This is a genomic window from Pseudomonas sp. Y24-6, assembly GCF_020295325.1.
In the GTDB taxonomy this organism is placed as follows: Bacteria; Pseudomonadota; Gammaproteobacteria; order Pseudomonadales; family Pseudomonadaceae; genus Aquipseudomonas; species Aquipseudomonas gregormendelii.
Genome location: NZ_JACBXG010000006.1, coordinates 333,310 through 356,853, shown reverse-complemented (window position 1 = coordinate 356,853; position 23,544 = coordinate 333,310). Strand labels below are relative to the sequence as shown.

Below are 23,544 nucleotides of genomic sequence, written 5' to 3'. Positions count from 1 at the left end.
CCTATCTGCGTATGCAGGTAGGGGTTTTGTTTTTGTCCGCAAGAAACTTCAGGCCCTCGTGTTTCTATGCAATCGCTCGGTGCATGGCTATCATGCGGGCCTCATTGTGAGGCGAGACTTGCATGCTGACGTTGTTGAAGCTTCTTAAGGATGGCCGGTTCCATTCTGGCCAGGCCCTGGGCATCGCCCTGGGTGTCAGTCGTAGTGCGGTTTGGAAACAGCTCCAGCTCCTGGAAGCTGAGTTGGGCTTATCCATCCACAAAGTGCGCGGCCGCGGTTATCAACTGGCTGCGCCATTGACGCTGCTCGACCCTGTCAGCATCCGCGAGGCGGCTCCTTCCTGCGAATGGCCCACCCTGGTCTTCGACTCCATAGACTCGACAAATGCCGAGGCCTTGCGCGCGATCGAGCGTGGCCAGGCCGCACCATTTCTGGTGGTTGCCGAACGGCAGACGGCCGGGCGAGGGCGGCGCGGACGCAAGTGGGTCAGCCCTTTTGCCGAAAACGTCTATTACAGCCTGGTGTTGCGCATCGACGGTGGAATGCGGCAGCTGGAAGGTCTCAGTCTGGTTGTAGGCCTGGCAGTGATGCAGGCCCTGCGCGAGCTCGGAGTGTCGACTGCTGGTCTTAAATGGCCAAACGACGTATTGGTCGGGCAGAAAAAAATCGCCGGCATACTTCTGGAGCTGGTGGGCGATCCCGCTGACGTATGCCACGTAGTGCTAGGCGTTGGAATCAATGTAAACATGCAGATGACTGATGAGGTTGATCAGCAATGGACGTCGATGCGTCTCGAGACTGGCAAGGTGTTCGATCGCAATCATCTGGTCGCAGCCCTGGGTGTGAAGCTGCAGGGTTATTTGCACCGTCATCAGGCCGATGGGTTTGCTGCCATCCAGTCGGAGTGGGAGCAGAATCATCTGTGGCAGGGGCGCGCCGTATCGCTGATTGCCGGGGTCAACCAGATAGATGGCGAAGTGCTGGGTATCGATAAGCAAGGTGCTTTGCGCTTGAAGGTGGGTGGTGTGGAAAAAGTCTTTAGCGGTGGTGAGCTCAGCCTGAGGTTGCGTGATGATTCTTGAGCTCGACTGCGGAAACAGTTTTATCAAATGGCGCGTGCTGGGTGCGGGCGGCGGTATGACGGTGGGAGAGGGGGTCGTTGACTCGGATCTGGCGTTGCTCGAGAGCCTGAATGCCATCGTGAGCCTGTCATTGACCTATTGCCGGCTGGTAAGCGTCAGGACCACCGAAGAAACCGGTGCATTGACCGCCTTGCTCAAGAGCGCTTATGGCGTGTCAGTTGCCTGCGCTGCGCCCTCTCGCGAAATGTCCGGTGTTCGTAACGGCTATGAAGAATACGAGCGCTTGGGGCTCGATCGCTGGCTGGCGATGCTGGGTGGATTCCATCTGGCGTCGGGCTCGTGTCTTGTGCTCGACTTCGGTACAGCTGTTACCGCTGACTTCATAGACAGCGACGGCGCGCATCTCGGTGGCTTCATCTGTCCGGGGATGCCCTTGATGCGCCATCAGCTGCGCACCCACACGCGCAAGATACGGTATGGCGACATCGCAGCCGAGCGCGCGCTGGAAAGCCTTGCTCCTGGTCGCACCACCGTCGAAGCGGTAGAGCGCGGATGCTCGTTGATGCTCAGGGGATTCGTGCTTACGCAATTGGAGATGGCGCGCAGTTACTGGGGTGAAGACTTTGTGGTTTTTCTCACGGGTGGCGACGCAAGTCTTGTCTCGGGCGTCGTCCCTGAAGCCCGCGTGGTTCCAGATCTGGTGTTCGTGGGTCTGGCGATGGCGTGCCCTTTGAGTTGAGGTATTTATGCGTTGGTTGTTCCTGCTACTGCTAGTGCTCAATGTTTTCTATTACATCTGGCATCAACAAGAAGCGCCCTTGCGGGCCAAGGATGTCACGCCTTTGAGCCTGTATCGTGGTTCGCAGCAGGATATTCGCCTGCTGAGCGAATCCACTGATGCCGCGCGGGACAAGGCCAAGGCTGTTCAGCCAGATAGCGGGTGCCTGTATGTAGGGGGTTATTCGCGGCAGGACTTAGCTCAGGCTGTCGAGCGAAGGTTGGCTGGCATGGAGATCAAGTTTCAAGCTTTGCCGCGCGACCTCCCGGATGCGCCTGGTTACTGGGTGCGGATCGCACCTGAAAGCCGACGCTGGCTGGATGATGTGCAGTTGCAAAACCTTTCCAGAGAATTCAATGAGTTAAAACATAAAATAATGCCGTGCGAGGGGGTTGCACAGGCGGATTAGTTTGCATAGAATGGCGCCCGCTTCGCAGTGAAGACCTTTAAAGGTCAACGCAGCGGAACGAGGTCAACGCAGCTAACCTCAGGTTTTTAATGAGAAAATGCTTGACAGAAGGCTGGCATGATATAGAATGCCGGCTCGCTTAGGAGGGGTTCCCGAGCGGCCAAAGGGATCAGACTGTAAATCTGACGTCTACGACTTCGAAGGTTCGAATCCTTCCCCCTCCACCATTTTTAGCGAGAGTTGCAAGCTCGCGGGTATAGTTTAGTGGTAGAACCTCAGCCTTCCAAGCTGATGATGCGGGTTCGATTCCCGCTACCCGCTCCACGTTTGCGGATCTTGCACAGTGTTACGCTCTTGTAGCTCAGTTGGTAGAGCACACCCTTGGTAAGGGTGAGGTCAGCGGTTCAAATCCGCTCAAGAGCTCCATATAACAAGGCAGATATGAAAATATCTGCCTTTGTTTTAATGGCTTGTTTGACTTGTAACATTCTTCTCCTGAGGGTGATTTCGATGGCTAAGGAAAAGTTCGAACGTAATAAGCCGCACGTCAACGTAGGCACCATTGGTCACGTCGATCACGGCAAAACTACTCTGACTGCAGCCTTGACCCGCGTCTGCTCCGAAGTGTTCGGTTCGGCAAAGGTTGACTTCGACAAGATCGATAGCGCCCCAGAAGAAAAAGCTCGTGGTATTACCATCAACACCGCTCACGTTGAGTACGATTCGGCCGTGCGTCACTACGCACACGTTGACTGCCCTGGTCACGCCGACTACGTAAAAAACATGATTACCGGTGCTGCACAGATGGATGGTGCGATTCTGGTTTGCTCGGCCGCTGATGGTCCGATGCCGCAAACCCGTGAGCACATTCTCCTGTCGCGCCAGGTANGATGGTGCGATTCTGGTTTGCTCGGCCGCTGATGGTCCGATGCCGCAAACCCGTGAGCACATTCTCCTGTCGCGCCAGGTAGGCGTTCCGTACATCGTTGTCTTCCTGAACAAGGCTGACATGGTAGATGACGCGGAGCTGCTTGAGTTGGTTGAGATGGAAGTGCGAGACCTGTTGAGCACTTACGATTTCCCAGGTGATGACACTCCAATCATCATTGGTTCGGCGTTAATGGCGTTGAATGGTCAAGACGACAACGAGATGGGCACCACTGCCGTCAAGAAGCTGGTCGAGACTCTGGATAGCTACATTCCGCAGCCTGAGCGTGCTATTGATAAGCCGTTCCTGATGCCGATCGAGGATGTGTTCTCGATCTCCGGTCGCGGTACTGTTGTGACTGGTCGTGTTGAGCGTGGCATTGTTCGCATCCAGGAAGAGGTTGAGATCGTTGGTCTGCGTGACACGGTCAAGACCACGTGCACTGGTGTAGAGATGTTTCGCAAGCTGCTCGACGAAGGTCGTGCAGGTGAGAACTGCGGCGTATTGCTGCGTGGTACCAAGCGTGATGATGTTGAGCGTGGCCAGGTATTGGTCAAGCCGGGCACCGTCAAGCCGCATACCAAGTTCACAGCTGAAGTTTATGTTCTGAGCAAGGAAGAGGGTGGTCGTCATACGCCATTCTTCAAAGGCTACCGTCCACAGTTCTACTTCCGTACGACTGATGTGACTGGTAACTGCGAGCTGCCAGAAGGAGTTGAGATGGTTATGCCGGGTGATAACGTTCAGATGACCGTTACCCTGATCAAAACCATCGCGATGGAAGATGGTCTGCGTTTCGCTATTCGTGAGGGCGGTCGTACCGTCGGCGCGGGTGTCGTGGCAAAAGTCATCGAGTAAGTTGTTGTAATGTCTTTTTCAGGCCGGCATAATGGTCGGCCTGATTTTGTTTTAGGTCAGTAGCTCAATTGGCAGAGCGACGGTCTCCAAAACCGTAGGTTGGGGGTTCGATTCCCTCCTGACCTGCCAGATTCACTTGGTGGGTTTGGCTTTCTTTTCACAGGATCTTCATAGATGACTCCTAAAGCTGAAGCTCAAGGCTCTCGCTTCGATCTGCTCAAGTGGCTAGTAGTAGTCGCTTTGGTGGTTGTTGGCGTTGTTGGCAATCAGTATTACTCTGCTTCGCCGATCCTGTACCGCGTACTGGCACTGCTCGCCATTGCTGCTGTAGCTGCCTTTGTAGGCCTGCAGACAGTTAAGGGCAAGTCTTTCTTTGTACTGGTAAAGGAAGCTCGCACCGAGATTCGTAAAGTCGTATGGCCAACTCGCCAAGAAACCACGCAGACCACGTTGATCGTAGTGGCTGTTGTTCTGGTTATGGCGTTGCTGTTGTGGGGTCTTGATTCCCTGCTCGGCTGGCTTGTTTCCTTGATTGTCGGCTAAGGGTGTCCCGTGGCTAAGCGTTGGTACGTTGTGCATGCTTACTCCGGTTACGAGAAGCATGTCATGCGCTCGTTGGTAGAGCGCGTAAAGCTGGCTGGCATGGAAGATGGCTTCGGCGAAATTCTGGTTCCCACTGAAGAAGTGGTTGAAATGCGTAATGGCCAGAAACGCAAAAGCGAGCGCAAGTTCTTCCCAGGTTATGTGCTGGTCCAGATGGACATGAACGAGGGTACTTGGCACTTGGTCAAGGATACTCCTCGGGTGATGGGGTTCATCGGCGGTACTGCTGATAAGCCTGCACCGATCACTGATAAAGAGGCAGAAGCGATTCTGCGTCGCGTTGCTGATGGTAGCGACAAGCCGAAGCCGAAGACGTTGTTCGAGCCAGGCGAGTCGGTACGGGTCAACGACGGGCCGTTTGCTGATTTTACTGGCACGGTCGAAGAAGTTAACTACGAAAAGAGCCGGATCCAAGTGGCAGTGCTCATTTTCGGTCGCTCTACTCCGGTAGAGCTAGAGTTCAGCCAGGTCGAAAAGGTCTAGCTGGGCAAGCATCCCAACCCCGCAGCCTTAGGCTGTGGGGTTTTGTCGTCACTGGGATAAACGCGCAAGTAACCGGGGAGCCTTTCGAGGCGTTTGAACCCGTAATTGGAGTGCCTCATGGCCAAGAAGATTACCGCTTACATCAAGCTGCAAGTGAAGGCCGCTCAGGCTAACCCAAGCCCACCTGTTGGTCCTGCACTGGGTCAGCACGGCGTGAACATCATGGAATTCTGCAAAGCTTTCAACGCCCGTACCCAGGGTATTGAGCCAGGCCTGCCGACTCCAGTGATCATCACTGTCTACAGCGACCGTAGCTTCACTTTCGAAACCAAATCCACTCCTGCTTCGGTTCTGCTGAAGAAGGCGGCTGGTCTGACTAGCGGTTCCGCTCGTCCGAACACCGTTAAGGTTGGCACCGTAACTCGTGCTCAGCTGGAAGAAATCGCGAAAACCAAAAACGCGGATCTGACTGCAGCTGATATGGATGCGGCCGTGCGCACTATCGCCGGTTCTGCTCGTAGCATGGGCCTTAACGTGGAGGGTGTGTAATGGCTAAGTTGACCAAGCGTCAAAAGGCTATCGCCGGCAAAATCGAAGCAGGCAAGTCCTACAACTTTGTAGATGCTGCTGCTCTGCTGGCTGAGCTGTCGACCGTCAAGTTCAGCGAGTCGTTCGACGTTGCTGTGAACCTGGGCGTTGACCCGCGTAAATCCGACCAGGTCGTTCGTAGCGCTACTGTGCTGCCGCACGGCACTGGCAAGACCGTTCGCGTAGCTGTGTTCACCCAGGGTCCAGCTGCTGAGGCCGCTCTGGCTGCCGGCGCTGACCGTGTAGGTATGGACGACCTGGCTGCCGAAATGAAAGGCGGCGACCTGAACTATGACGTTGTTATCGCATCCCCGGATGCAATGCGCGTTGTTGGTCAGTTGGGTCAGATCCTCGGTCCACGTGGCCTGATGCCTAACCCTAAAGTCGGCACCGTGACGCCAGACGTAGCTACCGCGGTTAAAAACGCCAAGGCTGGTCAGGTTCGTTATCGCACCGACAAAAACGGCATCATCCACACTTCCGTTGGCAAAGTCGGCTTCGACGCCGTCAAGCTGAAGGAAAACGTTGAAGCCCTGATCGCTGATCTGAAGCGTATCAAGCCAGCTTCCTCGAAAGGCATTTACGTCAAGCGCGTTACCCTGAGCACCACTATGGGTCCAGGTCTGGTCATCGACCAAGGCTCGCTCGACGCGTAAGACACAGGTTGGCGCAAGTGATTGCGCCAATTGAAAGATTGGGGTCCCTGCCTGGCGGGGGCTATCCAAGACCGTAGGCGACGCAAGTCTTAAACCTCAAGCCTACGCAGATGGTGCTCCCGGTTCCTTACCGAATCAGACACCAAAACGACATCCGGCCTCGGTTGGATGAAACGGTAACAAGCAGGAGTTAAACCCGTGGCAATTAAACTCGAAGACAAGAAGGCCATCGTCGCTGAAGTCAACGAGGCTGCCCAAGTTGCCCTGTCTGCTGTTGTGGCTGATGCCCGCGGCGTGACAGTTGGCGCTATGACCGGACTCCGTAAAGAGGCTCGTGAAGCTGGCGTTTACGTACGTGTTGTACGTAACACCCTGCTCAAGCGCGCCGTTGCTGGCACTCCATATGACGTGCTCAACGACGTGTTCACTGGCCCGACCTTGATTGCATTCTCCAAAGATCATCCGGGCGCTGCTGCTCGTATTTTCAAGGAATTCGCAAAAGGTCAGGATAAGTTCGAGATCAAGGCAGCTGCGTTCGAGGGCAAGTTCCTCGCAGCTAATCAGATCGACGTACTGGCAAGCCTGCCGACCCGTGACGAAGCAATTTCTCAGCTGATGAGCGTGATTCAAGGCGCAACCAGCAAATTGGCTCGTACTCTGGCGGCACTTCGCGACCAGAAAGAAGCAGCTGCAGCCTAAGGCTAAGCGACTCCTTTCAGCGTTTATTGTTTATTTCGATGGCCGCGTAGGCTGTCACCCCAATACAGGAATTTATAGTCATGTCTCTGACTAACGACCAAATCATCGAAGCAATCGGCGAAAAATCCGTTCTGGAAATCGTTGAGCTGATCAAGGCCATGGAAGAGAAGTTCGGCGTTTCCGCTGCCGCTGCTTCCGCTGGTCCAGCTGCTGTTGCTGCCGTTGTTGAAGAACAAACTGAATTCAACGTCATGCTGCTGGAAGCTGGCGAGAAGAAAGTTAACGTGATCAAGGCAGTACGTGAACTGACCGGTCTGGGCCTGAAAGAAGCCAAGGCAGTAGTTGACGGCGCTCCTGGCGTAGTTCTGGAAGCCGTATCGAAAGATGCAGCTGACAAAGCTAAAGCCACTCTGGAAGAAGCAGGCGCTAAAGTCGAGCTGAAGTAAGCATCGACCTTGCGTCTCCAGCCCGAGCGTTAAGCGAAAGGCTGATGGCTGGTGGCTCTTGCCACCGGCCTTTTTCCGTTATTGGCAACCGACTGGGTCGGTGCTGGTAACGAGCTGTAACCACCCGATGCGGTGGCGCAAACCATGGGGTTTGCACGATTTTCTGGCTGCTCCCGTCGGGAGGGGCCAAACAAGCAGGTGACCAAGCTGGGGAACGCTGATGGCTTACTCATATACTGAGAAAAAACGTATCCGCAAGGACTTTAGCAAGTTGCCGGACGTCATGGATGTGCCGTATCTCCTGGCAATCCAGCTGGATTCGTATCGTGAATTCTTGCAGGCGGGAGCGACTAAAGATCAGTTCCGCGACGTGGGCCTGCATGCGGCCTTCAAATCCGTTTTCCCGATCATCAGCTACTCCGGCAATGCTGCGCTGGAGTACGTCGGTTATCGCCTGGGCGAACCGGCATTTGATGTCAAAGAATGCGTATTGCGCGGTGTAACTTACGCCGTACCTTTGCGGGTAAAAGTGCGCCTGATCATTTTCGACAAAGAATCGTCGAACAAAGCGATCAAGGACATCAAAGAGCAAGAAGTCTACATGGGTGAAATCCCCCTGATGACTGAAAACGGTACCTTCGTAATCAACGGTACCGAGCGTGTAATCGTTTCCCAGCTGCACCGTTCCCCGGGCGTGTTCTTCGACCACGACCGCGGCAAGACGCATAGCTCCGGCAAACTGCTGTACTCCGCGCGCATCATTCCTTACCGCGGTTCGTGGCTGGACTTCGAGTTCGACCCGAAAGACTGCGTATTCGTGCGTATCGACCGTCGTCGCAAGCTGCCTGCATCGGTACTGCTGCGCGCGCTCGGCTATACCACTGAAGAAGTGCTCGACGCGTTCTACACCACCAACGTTTTCCACCTGAGCGGCGAAACCCTCAGTCTGGAACTGATTGCTTCGCGTCTGCGTGGTGAAATCGCTGTTCTTGATATTCAGGACGAGAAGGGCAAGGTCATCGTTGAGGCGGGTCGCCGTATTACTGCGCGCCACATCAACCAGATCGAAAAAGCCGGTCTCAAGACCCTGGAAGTGCCTCTGGACTACGTCCTGGGTCGCACTACCGCCAAGGCCATCGTGCATCCGGCAACCGGCGAAATCCTGGCAGAGTGCAACACCGAGCTGAACACCGAGATCCTGGCAAAAATTGCCAAGGCCCAGGTTGTTCGCATCGAAACTCTGTACACCAACGATATCGACTGTGGTCCGTTCGTCTCCGACACCCTGAAGATCGACTCCACCAGCAACCAATTGGAAGCGCTGGTCGAGATCTATCGCATGATGCGTCCAGGCGAGCCGCCAACCAAGGATGCTGCCGAGACCCTGTTCAACAACCTGTTCTTCAGCCCTGAGCGCTATGACCTGTCTGCGGTCGGCCGGATGAAGTTCAACCGTCGTATCGGTCGTACCGAGATCGAAGGTTCGGGCGTGTTGTGCAAGGAAGATATCGTCGCGGTTCTGAAGACTCTGGTCGACATCCGTAACGGTAAAGGCATCGTCGATGACATCGACCACCTGGGTAACCGTCGTGTTCGCTGCGTTGGCGAAATGGCCGAGAACCAGTTCCGCGTTGGCCTGGTACGTGTTGAGCGTGCGGTCAAAGAGCGTCTGTCGATGGCTGAAAGCGAAGGCCTGATGCCGCAAGACCTGATCAACGCCAAGCCTGTGGCTGCGGCGGTGAAAGAGTTCTTCGGTTCCAGCCAGCTGTCCCAGTTCATGGACCAGAACAACCCGCTGTCCGAGATCACCCACAAGCGTCGTGTGTCTGCACTCGGCCCTGGCGGCCTGACTCGTGAGCGTGCCGGCTTTGAAGTTCGTGACGTACACCCGACTCACTACGGTCGTGTATGCCCGATTGAAACGCCGGAAGGTCCGAACATCGGTCTGATCAACTCCCTGGCTGCCTATGCGCGCACCAACCAGTATGGCTTCCTCGAGAGCCCGTACCGTGTGGTGAAAGACGCCCTGGTCACCGACGAGATCGTTTTCCTGTCCGCCATCGAAGAAGCTGATCACGTGATCGCTCAGGCTTCGGCCACGATGAACGACAAGAAAATCCTGATCGACGAGCTGGTAGCTGTTCGTCACTTGAACGAGTTCACCGTCAAGGCGCCGGAAGACGTCACCTTGATGGACGTATCGCCGAAGCAGGTAGTTTCGGTTGCAGCGTCGCTGATCCCGTTCCTCGAGCACGATGACGCCAACCGTGCGTTGATGGGTTCGAACATGCAGCGTCAAGCTGTACCAACCCTGCGCGCTGACAAGCCGCTGGTAGGTACCGGCATGGAGCGTAACGTAGCCCGTGACTCCGGCGTTTGCGTCGTGGCTCGTCGTGGCGGTGTTATCGACTCCGTCGACGCCAGCCGTATCGTGGTTCGTGTTGCTGATGATGAAGTTGAAACCGGCGAAGCTGGTGTCGACATCTACAACCTGACCAAATACACCCGCTCCAACCAGAACACCTGCATCAACCAGCGTCCGCTGGTACGTAAAGGTGATCGGGTTCAGCGTAGCGACATCATGGCTGACGGCCCGTCCACCGACATGGGTGAACTGGCTCTGGGTCAGAACATGCGCATCGCGTTCATGGCATGGAACGGCTTCAACTTCGAAGACTCCATCTGCCTGTCCGAGCGTGTTGTTCAGGAAGACCGCTTCACCACGATCCACATCCAGGAACTGACCTGTGTGGCGCGTGACACCAAGCTTGGGCCTGAGGAAATCACTGCAGACATCCCGAACGTGGGTGAAGCTGCACTGAACAAGCTGGACGAAGCCGGTATCGTTTACGTAGGTGCTGAAGTAGGCGCAGGCGACATCCTGGTCGGTAAGGTCACTCCGAAAGGCGAGACCCAACTGACCCCGGAAGAAAAACTGCTGCGTGCCATCTTCGGTGAAAAAGCCAGCGACGTTAAAGACACCTCCCTGCGTGTGCCTACCGGCACCAAGGGTACCGTCATCGACGTACAGGTCTTCACTCGTGACGGCGTTGAGCGTGATGCTCGTGCACTGTCCATCGAGAAGACTCAGCTCGACGAGATCCGCAAGGATCTGAACGAAGAGTTCCGTATCGTTGAAGGCGCGACTTTCGAACGTCTGCGCTCCGCCCTGGTAGGCCACAAGGCTGAAGGCGGCGCTGGTCTGAAGAAAGGTCAGGACATCACCGACGAAGTGCTCGACGGTCTTGAGCATGGTCAGTGGTTCAAACTGCGCATGGCTGAAGATGCTCTGAACGAGCAGCTCGAGAAGGCTCAGGCCTACATCGTTGATCGTCGCCGTCTGCTGGACGACAAGTTCGAAGACAAGAAGCGCAAACTGCAGCAGGGCGATGACCTGGCTCCAGGCGTGCTGAAAATCGTCAAGGTTTACCTGGCAATCCGTCGCCGCATCCAGCCGGGCGACAAGATGGCCGGCCGTCACGGTAACAAAGGTGTGGTCTCCGTGATCATGCCGGTTGAAGACATGCCGCACGATGCCAATGGCACCCCGGTCGACGTCGTCCTCAACCCGTTGGGCGTACCTTCGCGTATGAACGTTGGTCAGATCCTCGAAACCCACCTGGGCCTCGCGGCCAAAGGTCTGGGCGAGAAGATCAACCGGATGATCGAAGAGCAGCGTAAAGTTGCTGAACTTCGCACCTTCCTCGACGAGATCTACAACCAGATCGGCGGTCGTAACGAAGACCTGGACAGCTTCTCCGACCAGGAAATCCTGGATCTGGCGAAGAACCTGCGCGGCGGCGTTCCAATGGCCACTCCAGTGTTCGACGGCGCCAAGGAAAGTGAAATCAAGGCCATGCTGAAACTGGCAGACCTGCCAGAAAGCGGCCAGATGCAGCTGACCGACGGCCGTACCGGCAACAAGTTCGAGCGCCCGGTTACTGTTGGCTACATGTACATGCTGAAGCTGAACCACTTGGTAGACGACAAGATGCACGCTCGTTCTACCGGTTCGTACAGCCTGGTTACCCAGCAGCCGCTGGGTGGTAAGGCACAGTTCGGTGGTCAGCGTTTCGGGGAGATGGAGGTCTGGGCACTGGAAGCATACGGTGCTGCTTACACTCTGCAAGAAATGCTCACAGTGAAGTCGGACGATGTGAACGGCCGTACCAAGATGTACAAAAACATCGTGGATGGCGATCACCGTATGGAGCCGGGCATGCCCGAGTCCTTCAACGTGTTGATCAAGGAAATTCGTTCCCTCGGCATCGATATCGATCTGGAAACCGAATAACACGTGACGCGAATCGAGAGCGGGGCAGGATTGCCCGCTCTCTGCTCCGCCAGGAGGAAAGGCCTTGAAAGACCTACTGAATTTGCTGAAAAACCAGGGTCAAGTCGAAGAGTTCGACGCCATCCGTATTGGATTGGCATCGCCTGAGATGATCCGTTCGTGGTCGTTCGGTGAAGTTAAAAAGCCGGAAACCATCAACTACCGTACGTTCAAACCTGAACGTGACGGCCTGTTCTGCGCCAAGATCTTTGGCCCGGTAAAGGATTACGAGTGCCTGTGCGGTAAGTACAAGCGCTTGAAGCACCGTGGTGTGATCTGCGAGAAGTGCGGCGTTGAAGTCGCGCTGGCCAAGGTTCGTCGTGAGCGCATGGCGCACATCGAACTGGCTTCGCCAGTTGCCCACATCTGGTTCCTGAAATCGCTGCCGTCGCGTATCGGTTTGCTGATGGACATGACCCTGCGTGATATCGAACGCGTTCTCTACTTCGAGAGCTATGTCGTTATCGATCCAGGCATGACCACCCTTGAAAAAGGTCAGCTGCTCAACGACGAGCAGTACTTCGAAGCGCTGGAAGAGTTCGGCGACGATTTCGATGCCCGCATGGGTGCTGAAGCTGTCCGTGAACTGCTGCACGCTATCGACCTGGAGCACGAGATTGGCCGCCTGCGTGAAGAAATTCCGCAAACCAACTCCGAAACCAAGATCAAGAAACTGTCCAAGCGTCTGAAGTTGATGGAGGCCTTCCAGGGTTCCGGCAACCTTCCAGAATGGATGGTGCTGACCGTTCTGCCGGTTCTGCCGCCAGATCTGCGTCCACTGGTCCCGCTGGATGGCGGTCGCTTCGCGACTTCCGACCTCAACGATCTGTATCGTCGAGTGATCAACCGTAACAACCGCTTGAAGCGCCTGCTTGATCTGTCCGCTCCGGACATCATCGTGCGCAACGAAAAGCGTATGTTGCAGGAAGCTGTCGATGCTCTGCTCGACAACGGTCGTCGTGGCCGCGCTATCACCGGTTCCAACAAGCGTCCTCTGAAATCCCTGGCTGACATGATCAAGGGTAAGCAGGGTCGTTTCCGTCAGAACTTGCTCGGTAAGCGTGTTGACTACTCGGGTCGTTCGGTAATTACCGTAGGTCCGACCCTGCGTCTGCACCAGTGCGGTCTGCCGAAGAAAATGGCTCTCGAGCTGTTCAAGCCGTTCATTTTCGGCAAGCTGGAAATGCGTGGTCTCGCTACCACCATCAAAGCTGCCAAGAAGATGGTCGAGCGCGAGCTGCCTGAGGTTTGGGACGTTCTCGCTGAAGTGATCCGTGAACACCCGGTTCTCCTCAACCGTGCACCGACCCTTCACCGTCTGGGCATCCAGGCGTTTGAACCGGTACTGATCGAAGGTAAGGCTATCCAGCTGCACCCTCTGGTCTGTGCTGCGTACAACGCCGACTTCGACGGCGACCAAATGGCCGTGCACGTACCGCTGACGCTGGAAGCCCAGTTGGAAGCGCGTGCGTTGATGATGTCGACCAACAACATTCTGTCGCCAGCCAACGGTGAGCCAATCATCGTTCCGTCGCAGGACGTTGTATTGGGTCTGTACTACATGACCCGTGAAGCGATCAACGCCAAGGGCGAAGGTCGTGTGTTCGCGGATCTGCAGGAAGTTGACCGTGTGTTCCGTGCCGGCGAAGCCGCGCTGCACGCCAAGGTCAAAGTGCGGATCAACGAAACCGTCAACGATCGTGACGGTGGCAGCGTCAAGAACACCCGTATCGTCGACACCACTGTCGGCCGTGCGCTGTTGTTCCAGGTTGTTCCACCTGGCCTGTCGTACGACGTCGTCAACCAGCCGATGAAGAAAAAAGCGATCTCCAAGCTGATCAACCAGTGCTACCGCGTGGTTGGTTTGAAAGAGACCGTGATCTTCGCTGACCAGTTGATGTACACCGGTTTTGCCTATTCGACCATTTCCGGCGTTTCCATCGGTGTTAACGACTTTGTTATCCCGGATGAAAAAGCCCGCATCATCAATGCTGCTACTGATGAAGTGAAAGAGATCGAAAGTCAGTATGCCTCCGGCCTGGTAACCCAGGGCGAGAAGTACAACAAAGTGATCGACCTTTGGTCCAAGGCGAACGACGAAGTTTCCAAGGCGATGATGGCCAACCTCTCGAAAGAGAAAGTCATCGACCGTCATGGCGTCGAAGTCGACCAGGAATCTTTCAACTCGATGTACATGATGGCCGACTCGGGCGCACGGGGTTCTGCTGCGCAGATCCGTCAGCTCGCCGGTATGCGTGGCCTGATGGCCAAGCCGGATGGTTCCATCATCGAAACGCCGATTACTGCGAACTTCCGTGAAGGTTTGAGCGTACTTCAGTACTTCATCTCCACTCACGGTGCTCGTAAAGGTTTGGCGGATACCGCGTTGAAAACTGCGAACTCCGGTTACCTGACTCGTCGTCTGGTAGACGTGGCGCAGGATCTGGTTGTGACCGAGATCGATTGCGGCACCGAACATGGCCTGGTAATGACTCCGCACATTGAAGGCGGTGACGTTGTTGAGCCGTTGGGTGAACGCGTATTGGGTCGTGTCATTGCCCGTGACGTATTCAAGCCAGGTACCGAGGAAGTTATCGTTCCTGCCGGCACCCTGGTAGACGAGAAGTGGGTCGAGTTCATCGAGCTCAACAGCATCGACGAAGTGATCGTGCGTTCGCCGATCAGCTGCGAAACCCGCTATGGCATTTGCGCCAAGTGCTACGGCCGTGATCTGGCTCGTGGTCACCAGGTGAACATCGGTGAAGCGGTCGGCGTTATCGCTGCCCAGTCCATCGGTGAGCCGGGTACCCAGCTGACCATGCGTACGTTCCACATCGGTGGTGCGGCAAGCCGGACCTCCGCTGCTGACAGCGTTCAGGTGAAGAATGGCGGTACTGTCCGTCTGCACAACCTGAAGCACGTTGAGCGAGTGGATGGCTGCCTGGTAGCTGTGTCCCGTTCCGGTGAGCTGGCAATCGCTGATGACTTCGGTCGTGAGCGCGAGCGCTACAAGCTGCCGTACGGTGCCGTGATTTCGGTTAAAGAAGGTGACAAGGTCGACGCTGGCGCAATCGTGGCCAAGTGGGATCCGCACACTCACCCAATCGTTACCGAAATGAAAGGTACCGTGACCTACGTGGGCATGGAAGAAGGCATCACGATCAAGCGTCAGACTGACGAATTGACCGGTATGACCAACATTGAAGTACTCGACGCCAAAGACCGTCCAGCTGCCGGTAAAGATATCCGTCCTGCTGTGAAGATGGTTGATGACAACGGCAAGGACTTGTTGCTGCCAGGCACTGACGTTATCGCTCAGTACTTCCTGCCAGCCAACGCCCTGGTCGGTGTGGCGGATGGTGCGAAGATTGCGATCGGTGACGTTATCGCTCGTATCCCGCAAGAGACTTCGAAGACCCGTGACATCACCGGTGGTCTGCCGCGTGTTGCCGACTTGTTCGAAGCACGTCGTCCGAAAGAAGCCTCGATCCTGGCTGAAGTCAGCGGCACCATCGCGTTCGGTAAAGAAACCAAAGGCAAGCGCCGTCTGGTCATTACCCCGAACGACGGTACCGATCCGTACGAAGAGCTGATTCCGAAGTGGCGTCACCTGAACGTCTTCGAAGGCGAACAGGTAAACCGCGGCGAAGTTATCTCCGACGGCCCGAGCGATCCACACGACATCCTGCGTCTGCTGGGTGTGAGTGCGCTGGCCAAGTACATCGTGAACGAGATCCAGGACGTTTATCGTCTGCAAGGCGTGAAGATCAACGATAAGCACATCGAGACCATCCTGCGTCAGATGCTGCGTAAAGTTGAAATCGCTGAATCTGGCGACTCGACTTTCATCAAGGGCGACCAGATGGAGTTGACTCACGTTCTGGTAGAGAACGAGCGTCTGGCTGGCGACGAGAAATTCGTTTCCAAGTTCACTCGTGTGTTGCTGGGTATCACCAAGGCGTCGTTGTCCACCGAATCGTTCATCTCGGCGGCTTCCTTCCAGGAAACCACTCGTGTACTGACCGAAGCGGCGGTAACCGGCAAGCGCGATTACCTGCGCGGCCTGAAAGAAAACGTGGTCGTGGGTCGTCTGATCCCGGCGGGTACCGGCCTGGCTTACCACAGCGAGCGCAAGCGTCGTCGTGAAGCTGACAAGCCGTTGCGCGTAAGCGCCAGTGAAGTGGAAGCTGCACTGACCGAAGCGCTGAACTCTAGCGGTAACTGAGTTCTGCGATAAATGAGCGTGAGGCCCTGGTCGCTCCGTTCGTCGAATCGAGACAAATTGTCGAGATTGGATGAGCGGGGAGGTCGGGGCCTTGCCTTGACTGGGGACAAGATCCTCTTTAGACTCTTGTACCCCTAAATTTGGCGGGAATTCGTTCCTGCCATTTTGCTTTTCTTGCAAGACAATAGCGTCGCAAGACAACAGTGGAGCTAGTAGATGGCAACTATCAACCAGCTGGTACGTCAGCCGCGTAAGCGTATCGTCGAGAAATCCGACGTGCCTGCGCTGCAGAACTGCCCGCAACGTCGTGGCGTATGCACCCGTGTGTATACCACCACGCCGAAAAAACCTAACTCGGCACTGCGTAAAGTATGCCGTGTGCGCCTGACCAACGGTTTCGAGGTTTCCTCGTACATCGGCGGTGAAGGCCACAACCTGCAAGAGCACAGCGTGGTACTGATCCGCGGCGGTCGTGTAAAAGACTTGCCAGGTGTTCGTTACCACACCGTACGCGGCTCTCTGGATACTTCCGGCGTTAAAGGTCGTAACCAGGGTCGTTCGAAGTACGGTACCAAGAAGCCTAAGTAGTAGCGGCTTTTTGTAAAACTGATTTTCTATTTTTCTGAGTCGATAAGAGTAAGGTCGGAGGCGTCCCGAAAGGGCACCGATTCCGAGCGAACCTGAAGACCGTTTGAGGGCTTATCCATGCCAAGAAGACGCGTAGCAGCCAAGCGCGAAGTGCTTGACGATCCAAAATACGGAAGCCAAATCCTGGCCAAGTTCATGAACCACGTTATGGAAAGCGGCAAGAAAGCCGTTGCCGAGCGTATCGTTTATGGCGCGCTGGAAAAGGTTAAAGAACGCAAGAACAGCGACCCCCTGGAAATCTTCGAGAAAGCTCTCGACGCCATCGCTCCGCTGGTCGAAGTGAAGTCGCGCCGTGTAGGCGGTGCTACTTACCAGGTTCCGGTTGAAGTTCGTCCGTCCCGTCGTAACGCCCTGGCAATGCGCTGGTTGGTAGACTTCGCCCGCAAGCGCGGCGAGAAGTCTATGGCTCTGCGTTTGGCTGGCGAACTGTTGGACGCTGCCGAAGGTAAAGGTGCTGCAGTTAAGAAGCGTGAAGACGTGCACCGTATGGCTGAAGCTAACAAAGCTTTCTCGCACTACCGCTTCTAATTTTAGCGTCACTAATTTTGCGAGGGCTTTATGGCTCGTACAACACCGATTAATCGCTACCGTAACATTGGTATCGTTGCTCACGTGGATGCTGGTAAAACCACCACCACCGAGCGCGTCCTTTTTTACACTGGCAAAAGTCACAAAATGGGCGAGGTGCATGACGGCGCCGCGACCACAGACTGGATGGTTCAGGAGCAGGAGCGTGGTATTACCATTACTTCTGCTGCCATTACCGCCTTCTGGCAGGGTTCCGAGAAGCAGCACAAGGACCAATACCGCTTCAACGTCATCGACACCCCGGGTCACGTGGACTTCACCATTGAAGTTGAACGTTCCCTGCGTGTTCTCGACGGCGCGGTCGTTGTGTTCTGCGGCACCTCGGGTGTTGAGCCTCAGTCGGAAACCGTATGGCGTCAAGCCAACAAATACGGCGTTCCACGTCTTGTTTACGTAAACAAGATGGACCGTGCTGGTGCCAACTTCCTGCGCGTGATCGGTCAGATCAAGCAGCGTCTGGGTCACACCCCGGTGCCAATCCAGTTGGCCATCGGTTCCGAAGACAACTTCCAGGGCCAGATCGATCTGTTGGCTATGGAAGCTGTTTACTGGAACGACGCTGACAAAGGCATGGTTCCGGTTCGTAAGCCTATCCCTGCTGAACTGCAGGAACTGGCTGACGAGTGGCGCGGCAACATGGTTGAGGCTGCGGCCGAAGCCAGCGAAGAGCTGATGAACAAGTACCTCGAAGGTGAAGAACTCACCAACGCGGAAATCAAGGCCGCTCTGCGTCAGCGTACTATCGCTGGCGAAATCGTCCTGGCTGTTTGCGGTTCTTCCTTCAAGAACAAGGGCGTTCCCCTGGTTCTCGACGCCGTTATCGATTACCTGCCTGCTCCAACTGATATTCCTGCCATCAAGGGTACTGACCCTGATGACGAGGAAAAGCAGATGGAACGTCACGCAGATGACAGCGAGCCGTTCTCGGCTCTGGCTTTCAAAATCGCTACTGACCCATTCGTGGGTACCTTGACTTTCGTCCGTGTTTACTCGGGCGTGTTGGCATCCGGCGACGGCGTGATCAACTCGGTCAAGGGCAAGAAAGAGCGCGTGGGTCGTATGGTGCAAATGCACGCAAACGCCCGTGAAGAAATCAAGGAAGTACGCGCTGGTGACATCGCGGCCTTGATCGGCATGAAGGACGTCACCACTGGTGAAACCTTGTGCAGCGCTGACAAGCCAATCATCCTGGTTCGCATGGACTTCCCGGAGCCGGTTATTTCGGTTGCCGTTGAGCCTAAGACCAAGGATGACCAGGAAAAAATGGGTATCGCTCTGGGCAAGCTTGCTCAGGAAGATCCATCTTTCCGCGTCAAGACTGATGAAGAGACTGGTCAAACGATCATCTCCGGCATGGGCGAGTTGCACCTGGACATCCTGGTTGACCGGATGCGCCGTGAGTTCAACGTCGAAGCCAACATCGGTAAGCCTCAGGTTTCCTATCGTGAGCGCATCACGAAGAACTGTGAAATCGAAGGCAAGTTCGTTCGTCAGTCCGGCGGTCGTGGTCAGTTCGGCCACTGCTGGATCCGTTTTGCTCCTGCTGACGAAGGTCAGGAAGGTCTGCAATTCGTGAACGAAGTAGTGGGTGGTGTGGTTCCTAAGGAATACATCCCGGCTATCCAGAAGGGCATCGAAGAGCAGATGAAGAACGGCGTTGTTGCCGGCTATCCGCTGATCGGCCTGAAGGCTACTGTGTTTGATGGTTCCTACCACGACGTCGACTCCAACGAGATGGCGTTTAAGGTGGCTGCATCCATGGCGACCAAGCAACTGGCCCAGAAGGGCGGTGGTGAGCTGCTTGAGCCGATCATGGCGGTAGAGGTTGTTACACCTGAAGACTATATGGGTGACGTGATGGGCGACCTTAACCGTCGTCGCGGCATGATTCTGGGTATGGAAGATACGGTTTCCGGCAAAGTTATTCGTGCCGAGGTTCCGTTGGGTGAGATGTTCGGTTACGCAACCGACGTTCGCTCCATGTCCCAAGGTCGCGCAAGCTACTCTATGGAATTCAAAAAATACAATACGGCTCCGTCGCACATCGTCGAAACCGTTACCAAAAAACAAGGCTGATTCAGCCCCTTTAGGCTAGGAGTTAATTGTCGTGGCTAAAGAAAAATTTGACCGTACCCTCCCGCACGTCAACGTTGGCACTATCGGTCACGTCGACCACGGTAAAACCACGCTGACCGCTGCTCTGACTCGCGTCTGCTCCGAAGTTTTCGGTTCGGCCGTTGTTGCTTTCGACAAGATCGACAGCGCTCCGGAAGAAAAGGCTCGTGGTATCACCATCAACACCGCGCACGTTGAATACAACTCGCTGATCCGTCACTACGCTCACGTTGACTGCCCAGGTCACGCTGACTATGTGAAGAACATGATCACCGGTGCTGCGCAGATGGACGGCGCTATCCTGGTTTGCTCGGCCGCTGATGGTCCGATGCCACAAACCCGTGAGCACATCCTGCTGTCCCGTCAGGTTGGCGTTCCGTACATCGTTGTCTTCCTGAACAAGGCTGACATGGTAGACGACGCTGAGCTGCTGGAACTGGTTGAGATGGAAGTGCGCGATCTGCTGAGCACTTACGACTTCCCAGGCGACGACACCCCGATCATCATCGGTTCCGCTCTGATGGCTCTGAACGGCCAAGACGACAACGAAATGGGCACCACTGCCGTTCGTAAACTGGTTGAGACTCTGGACAGCTACATCCCAGATCCAGTCCGTGTTATCGACAAGCCGTTCCTGATGCCAATCGAAGACGTATTCTCGATCTCCGGTCGCGGTACTGTTGTAACTGGCCGTATCGAGCGTGGTATCGTCAAGGTTCAGGATCCACTGGAAATCGTTGGTCTGCGTGACACTACCGTCACCACCTGCACCGGTGTTGAAATGTTCCGTAAGCTGCTCGACGAAGGTCGTGCTGGCGAGAACTGCGGCGTGCTGCTGCGCGGCACCAAGCGTGACGACGTTGAGCGTGGCCAGGTTCTGGTCAAGCCAGGTTCGGTTAAGCCGCACACTACCTTCGAAGCTGAAGTGTACGTGTTGAGCAAAGAAGAAGGCGGTCGTCACACTCCGTTCTTCAAAGGCTACCGTCCACAGTTCTACTTCCGGACCACTGACGTGACCGGTAACTGCGAACTGCCGGAAGGCGTTGAAATGGTAATGCCAGGCGACAACATCAAAATGGTTGTCACCCTGATCAAAACCATCGCAATGGAAGATGGTCTGCGTTTCGCCATTCGTGAAGGCGGTCGTACCGTCGGCGCTGGCGTCGTAGCCAAAATCATCGCTTAATAAGTGATGACTTGAAAAAGCCCCCGCCTAGCGGGGGCTTTTTTATTGGGTTGACACTGTGGTAGCCCGTCTATAGAATTGCGCCTCCTTTTAACGGGCGTATTGCGCTCGCTGGGAATAGCAGCCGGAGTCTGAAATCCAATGCAAAATCAGCAAATCCGTATCAGGTTGAAGGCTTTTGACCATCGCCTGATCGACCAATCCACCCAGGAAATCGTGGAAACCGCGAAACGTACTGGTGCTCAAGTGCGTGGTCCAATTCCACTGCCTACCCGTAAAGAGCGGTTCACCGTTCTGGTCTCCCCGCACGTCAACAAAGACGCGCGTGACCAGTACGAGATCCGTACTCATAAGCGCGTGCTGGACATCGTCCAGCCAACGGATAAAACCGTTGATGCTCTTATGAAGCTTGATCTTGCGGCCGGTGTGGAAGTGCAGATCAGCCTCGGCTAAGACTCGGTCTTAGTCGTGTAACGCTCTGAAATGGGCGGCCATAGCGGGTGAAAGCCCCGTACACTCATGAGGTTTACAACATGACTATTGGTGTAGTCGGTCGTAAATGCGGTATGACCCGTATTTTCACCGAAGAAGGTGTCTCCATTCCGGTCACGGTCATTGAGATCGAGCCGAATCGCGTCACCCAGTTCAAAACTGAAGAAACCGATGGCTATCGTGCAGTGCAAGTCACTGTAGGCGAGCGTCGTGCTTCGCGTGTTACAGCTGCTCAGGCTGGCCACTTCGCTAAAGCGAACGTTGCCGCTGGTCGTACCGTAATGGAATTCCGCCTTGAAGAAGGCGAGTACCAGGCCGGCGATCTGATCAACGCTGAAATCTTCGCCGCTGGTCAACTGGTTGATGTAACCGGTCAGTCCAAAGGTAAAGGCTTCCAGGGTACGATCAAGCGTTGGAACTTCCGCGGGCAAGATAATACCCACGGTAACTCCGTGTCCCACCGCGTTCCAGGCTCTATCGGCCAGTGCCAGACTCCTGGTCGTGTATTCAAGGGCAAAAAAATGTCCGGTCATATGGGCGCTGAGCGCGTGACCGTGCAGTCCCTCGAAGTAGTGCGCGTGGACGCTGAACGCAATCTGTTGTTGGTCAAGGGCGCTGTTCCTGGCGCTACTGGCGGCAACTTGGTTGTACGTCCAGCAGCCAAGGCTCGCGGTTAAGGGGAAGCTGACATGCAATTAAATGTAAATGACGCTCAAGCGATCGAAGTTTCCGAACTGACATTTGGCGGCGAATTCAACGAGACGCTGGTTCACCAAGCAGTCGTGGCCTACATGGCCGGCGGCCGTCAAGGTAGCAAGCAGCAAAAGACCCGTTCCGACGTTCGTGGTGGCGGTAAGCGCCCATGGCGTCAGAAAGGTACTGGCCGCGCGCGTGCCGGTACTATCCGTAGCCCAATCTGGCGTGGCGGCGGTACCACTTTCGCAGCTCGTCCTCAGGATCACACCCAGAAGCTGAACAAGAAGATGTATCGCGCAGCAATGCGTTCCATCCTTGCTGAGCTGGTGCGTACTGATCGTCTGGTTGTGGTTCAGGACTTCGCTGTTGATGCACCGAAGACCAAAGATCTGCTGAACAAACTGACCGGCATGGGCCTGACTGACGTCTTGATCGTGTCTGAAGTAGTTGATCAGAACCTGTACCTGGCTGCTCGCAACCTGCCACACGTTGATGTACGTGACGTGCAAGGTTCCGATCCAGTTAGTCTGATCGCATACGACAAGGTGTTGATCACCGTGTCGGCCGTGAAGAAATTCGAGGAGCTGCTGGGATGAACCAGGAACGCGTATTTAAAGTTCTGCTTGGCCCGCACGTTTCCGAGAAGGCTACGGTTCTGGCTGACAAAAAAGGCCAGTTCGTTTTCAAGGTTGCAACTGACGCAACCAAGCTGGAAATCAAGAAGGCCGTCGAAAGCCTGTTCAGCGTGAAAGTAGAGCGTGTTACTACCCTGAATGTTCTGGGTAAGAGCAAGCGCACTGCTCGCGGTCTGGGCAAGCGTAATGACTGGAAGAAGGCAGTTATCTCCCTTCAGCCAGGCCAAGATCTCGATTTCAGCAGCAGTGCTGAGTAAGGAAGGGGTGCATCATGGCAATCGTTAAATGCAAACCGACTTCCCCTGGCCGCCGTCATGTGGTCAAGGTGGTCAACCAGGAGCTGCATAAAGGCGCTCCTCACGCACCGCTGCTCGAGAAGAAATCGAAGTCTGGTGGTCGTAACAACAATGGTCGCATTACCACTCGTCACATCGGTGGTGGCCATAAGCAGCATTATCGTCTGGTCGATTTCCGTCGCAACGACAAAGATGGCATTCCAGCCACTGTCGAGCGTATCGAATACGATCCAAACCGTACTGCTCACATTGCTCTTATGTTGTACGCAGACGGCGAACGCCGTTACATCATCGCCCCTAAAGGCGTGAACGCTGGCGACCAGCTGATTTCGGGTGCTTTGGCTCCGATCAAGCCGGGCAACCAGTTGCAACTGCGCAGCATTCCAGTTGGTAGTACCGTACACGGCATCGAATTGAAGCCAGGTAAAGGCGCGCAAATCGCTCGTTCCGCTGGTGCTTCGGCTCAGCTGATCGCTCGTGAAGGTGTCTACGTGACCCTGCGTCTGCGTTCTGGTGAGATGCGTAAAGTGCTGGCTGAATGCCGCGCGACCCTGGGTGAAGTCTCGAACTCCGAGCACAGCCTGCGTTCGCTGGGTAAAGCTGGTGCCAAACGCTGGCGTGGCGTTCGCCCAACCGTTCGTGGTGTTGCCATGAACCCGGTTGACCACCCACATGGTGGTGGTGAAGGTCGTACCTCTGGTGGTCGTCATCCGGTATCGCCATGGGGCTTCCCGACTAAGGGCGCGAAGACTCGTGGTAATAAGCGTACCGACAAAATGATCGTCCGTCGTCGCAAGTAA

20 protein-coding genes, 4 tRNA genes and 1 pseudogene are annotated in these 23,544 nt (G+C 55.4%); all 25 read left to right on the top strand.

The genetic code is table 11. From position 1 onward, the window contains the following. Window positions 1-122 precede the first annotated feature (122 nt). The 25 genes and pseudogenes from birA to rplB all read left to right on the top strand — a co-directional run bounded on the left by birA (window position 123) and on the right by rplB (window position 23,544). Entirely contained in the window at window positions 123-1,082 is a 960-nt protein-coding gene (gene birA / locus HYI44_RS14765; RefSeq protein ID WP_225569705.1) for a bifunctional biotin--[acetyl-CoA-carboxylase] ligase/biotin operon repressor BirA, read from the top strand. Then, the gene (locus HYI44_RS14760; protein WP_122838840.1) at window positions 1,072-1,821 is read left to right on the top strand and encodes a pantothenate kinase; all 750 of its coding nucleotides are present in this window, start codon (window positions 1,072-1,074) and stop codon (window positions 1,819-1,821) included. The genes birA and HYI44_RS14760 overlap by 11 nt, the downstream gene beginning before the upstream one ends. Window positions 1,822-1,828: 7 nt before the next feature. Next, window positions 1,829-2,269: a hypothetical protein gene (locus HYI44_RS14755; RefSeq protein WP_225569704.1), complete on the top strand. Its 441-nt coding sequence runs from the start codon at window positions 1,829-1,831 to the stop codon at window positions 2,267-2,269. A 142-nt stretch (window positions 2,270-2,411) separates the two neighbouring features. Then, window positions 2,412-2,496: transfer RNA gene (locus tag HYI44_RS14750), tRNA-Tyr, on the top strand. Between the two features lie 23 nt (window positions 2,497-2,519). Beyond that, window positions 2,520-2,593 (top strand) — tRNA-Gly (locus HYI44_RS14745). Window positions 2,594-2,619: 26 nt separating this feature from the next. Then, window positions 2,620-2,695 (top strand) — tRNA-Thr (locus HYI44_RS14740). 84 nt (window positions 2,696-2,779) lie between these two features. Beyond that, window positions 2,780-4,055: pseudogene (locus tag HYI44_RS14735) on the top strand (elongation factor Tu). 53 nt (window positions 4,056-4,108) lie between these two features. Beyond that, window positions 4,109-4,184 (top strand) — tRNA-Trp (locus tag HYI44_RS14730). Between the two features lie 45 nt (window positions 4,185-4,229). Beyond that, a complete protein-coding gene (gene secE, locus HYI44_RS14725; RefSeq protein ID WP_008145488.1) occupies window positions 4,230-4,598 on the top strand; it encodes a preprotein translocase subunit SecE in 369 nt (122 codons plus the stop codon). 9 nt (window positions 4,599-4,607) lie between these two features. After that, window positions 4,608-5,141, top strand: coding sequence for a transcription termination/antitermination protein NusG (gene nusG / locus HYI44_RS14720; protein ID WP_007896622.1), 534 nt, complete (start codon window positions 4,608-4,610; stop codon window positions 5,139-5,141). A 117-nt stretch (window positions 5,142-5,258) separates the two neighbouring features. Then, window positions 5,259-5,690, top strand: a complete 432-nt coding sequence (gene rplK, locus HYI44_RS14715; RefSeq protein ID WP_003210097.1) for a 50S ribosomal protein L11 — start codon at window positions 5,259-5,261, stop codon at window positions 5,688-5,690. Next, the gene (gene rplA, locus HYI44_RS14710; RefSeq protein ID WP_007896626.1) at window positions 5,690-6,385 is read left to right on the top strand and encodes a 50S ribosomal protein L1; all 696 of its coding nucleotides are present in this window, start codon (window positions 5,690-5,692) and stop codon (window positions 6,383-6,385) included. The genes rplK and rplA overlap by 1 nt, the downstream gene beginning before the upstream one ends. 198 nt (window positions 6,386-6,583) lie before the next feature. Further along, window positions 6,584-7,084: a 50S ribosomal protein L10 gene (gene rplJ, locus HYI44_RS14705; RefSeq protein WP_045057462.1), complete on the top strand. Its 501-nt coding sequence runs from the start codon at window positions 6,584-6,586 to the stop codon at window positions 7,082-7,084. An 80-nt stretch (window positions 7,085-7,164) separates the two neighbouring features. After that, window positions 7,165-7,530, top strand: a complete 366-nt coding sequence (gene rplL / locus HYI44_RS14700) for a 50S ribosomal protein L7/L12 (protein WP_008145490.1) — start codon at window positions 7,165-7,167, stop codon at window positions 7,528-7,530. Window positions 7,531-7,750: 220 nt separating this feature from the next. Beyond that, window positions 7,751-11,824, top strand: a complete 4,074-nt coding sequence (gene rpoB / locus HYI44_RS14695; RefSeq protein ID WP_122838842.1) for a DNA-directed RNA polymerase subunit beta — start codon at window positions 7,751-7,753, stop codon at window positions 11,822-11,824. Between the two features lie 64 nt (window positions 11,825-11,888). Next, complete coding sequence (gene rpoC, locus HYI44_RS14690; RefSeq protein WP_225569703.1) at window positions 11,889-16,088, top strand: DNA-directed RNA polymerase subunit beta'; 4,200 nt, start codon at window positions 11,889-11,891, stop codon at window positions 16,086-16,088. A gap of 216 nt (window positions 16,089-16,304) precedes the next feature. Then, complete coding sequence (rpsL, locus tag HYI44_RS14685) at window positions 16,305-16,676, top strand: 30S ribosomal protein S12 (RefSeq protein ID WP_002555494.1); 372 nt, start codon at window positions 16,305-16,307, stop codon at window positions 16,674-16,676. Window positions 16,677-16,793: 117 nt separating this feature from the next. Continuing rightward, window positions 16,794-17,264: a 30S ribosomal protein S7 gene (rpsG, locus tag HYI44_RS14680; RefSeq protein ID WP_002555493.1), complete on the top strand. Its 471-nt coding sequence runs from the start codon at window positions 16,794-16,796 to the stop codon at window positions 17,262-17,264. A 30-nt stretch (window positions 17,265-17,294) separates the two neighbouring features. Next, complete coding sequence (gene fusA / locus HYI44_RS14675) at window positions 17,295-19,400, top strand: elongation factor G (RefSeq protein ID WP_122838844.1); 2,106 nt, start codon at window positions 17,295-17,297, stop codon at window positions 19,398-19,400. 31 nt (window positions 19,401-19,431) lie between these two features. Beyond that, entirely contained in the window at window positions 19,432-20,625 is a 1,194-nt protein-coding gene (tuf, locus tag HYI44_RS14670) for an elongation factor Tu (RefSeq protein ID WP_008145495.1), read from the top strand. Between the two features lie 141 nt (window positions 20,626-20,766). After that, window positions 20,767-21,078, top strand: a complete 312-nt coding sequence (gene rpsJ / locus HYI44_RS14665; protein ID WP_003186070.1) for a 30S ribosomal protein S10 — start codon at window positions 20,767-20,769, stop codon at window positions 21,076-21,078. An 80-nt stretch (window positions 21,079-21,158) separates the two neighbouring features. Next, a complete protein-coding gene (gene rplC / locus HYI44_RS14660) occupies window positions 21,159-21,794 on the top strand; it encodes a 50S ribosomal protein L3 (RefSeq protein WP_003186059.1) in 636 nt (211 codons plus the stop codon). A 12-nt stretch (window positions 21,795-21,806) separates the two neighbouring features. Then, window positions 21,807-22,409 (top strand): 50S ribosomal protein L4, encoded by a 603-nt coding sequence (gene rplD, locus HYI44_RS14655; RefSeq protein WP_007896707.1) that lies wholly within the window; start codon window positions 21,807-21,809, stop codon window positions 22,407-22,409. Continuing rightward, window positions 22,406-22,705, top strand: coding sequence for a 50S ribosomal protein L23 (rplW, locus tag HYI44_RS14650; RefSeq protein WP_002555488.1), 300 nt, complete (start codon window positions 22,406-22,408; stop codon window positions 22,703-22,705). Before rplD ends, rplW begins: the two co-directional genes overlap by 4 nt. 14 nt (window positions 22,706-22,719) lie before the next feature. After that, window positions 22,720-23,544 (top strand): 50S ribosomal protein L2, encoded by an 825-nt coding sequence (gene rplB / locus HYI44_RS14645; protein ID WP_008030897.1) that lies wholly within the window; start codon window positions 22,720-22,722, stop codon window positions 23,542-23,544.

Excerpts from the sequence above, each read along its gene's own strand:
- rplK (WP_003210097.1), top strand. The coding sequence starts at position 5,259 with ATGGCCAAGAAGATTACCGCTTACATCAAGCTGCAAGTGAAGGCCGCT.
- rplC (WP_003186059.1), top strand. The coding sequence starts at position 21,159 with ATGACTATTGGTGTAGTCGGTCGTAAATGCGGTATGACCCGTATTTTC.
- rpsJ (WP_003186070.1), top strand. The coding sequence starts at position 20,767 with ATGCAAAATCAGCAAATCCGTATCAGGTTGAAGGCTTTTGACCATCGC.
- HYI44_RS14760 (WP_122838840.1), top strand. The coding sequence starts at position 1,072 with ATGATTCTTGAGCTCGACTGCGGAAACAGTTTTATCAAATGGCGCGTG.
- rplW (WP_002555488.1), top strand. The coding sequence starts at position 22,406 with ATGAACCAGGAACGCGTATTTAAAGTTCTGCTTGGCCCGCACGTTTCC.
- birA (WP_225569705.1), top strand. The coding sequence starts at position 123 with ATGCTGACGTTGTTGAAGCTTCTTAAGGATGGCCGGTTCCATTCTGGC.
- rpsG (WP_002555493.1), top strand. The coding sequence starts at position 16,794 with ATGCCAAGAAGACGCGTAGCAGCCAAGCGCGAAGTGCTTGACGATCCA.
- rplD (WP_007896707.1), top strand. The coding sequence starts at position 21,807 with ATGCAATTAAATGTAAATGACGCTCAAGCGATCGAAGTTTCCGAACTG.
- rplL (WP_008145490.1), top strand. The coding sequence starts at position 7,165 with ATGTCTCTGACTAACGACCAAATCATCGAAGCAATCGGCGAAAAATCC.
- rplB (WP_008030897.1), top strand. The coding sequence starts at position 22,720 with ATGGCAATCGTTAAATGCAAACCGACTTCCCCTGGCCGCCGTCATGTG.
- rplA (WP_007896626.1), top strand. The coding sequence starts at position 5,690 with ATGGCTAAGTTGACCAAGCGTCAAAAGGCTATCGCCGGCAAAATCGAA.
- secE (WP_008145488.1), top strand. The coding sequence starts at position 4,230 with ATGACTCCTAAAGCTGAAGCTCAAGGCTCTCGCTTCGATCTGCTCAAG.
- rpsL (WP_002555494.1), top strand. The coding sequence starts at position 16,305 with ATGGCAACTATCAACCAGCTGGTACGTCAGCCGCGTAAGCGTATCGTC.
- HYI44_RS14755 (WP_225569704.1), top strand. The coding sequence starts at position 1,829 with ATGCGTTGGTTGTTCCTGCTACTGCTAGTGCTCAATGTTTTCTATTAC.
- rpoB (WP_122838842.1), top strand. The coding sequence starts at position 7,751 with ATGGCTTACTCATATACTGAGAAAAAACGTATCCGCAAGGACTTTAGC.
- fusA (WP_122838844.1), top strand. The coding sequence starts at position 17,295 with ATGGCTCGTACAACACCGATTAATCGCTACCGTAACATTGGTATCGTT.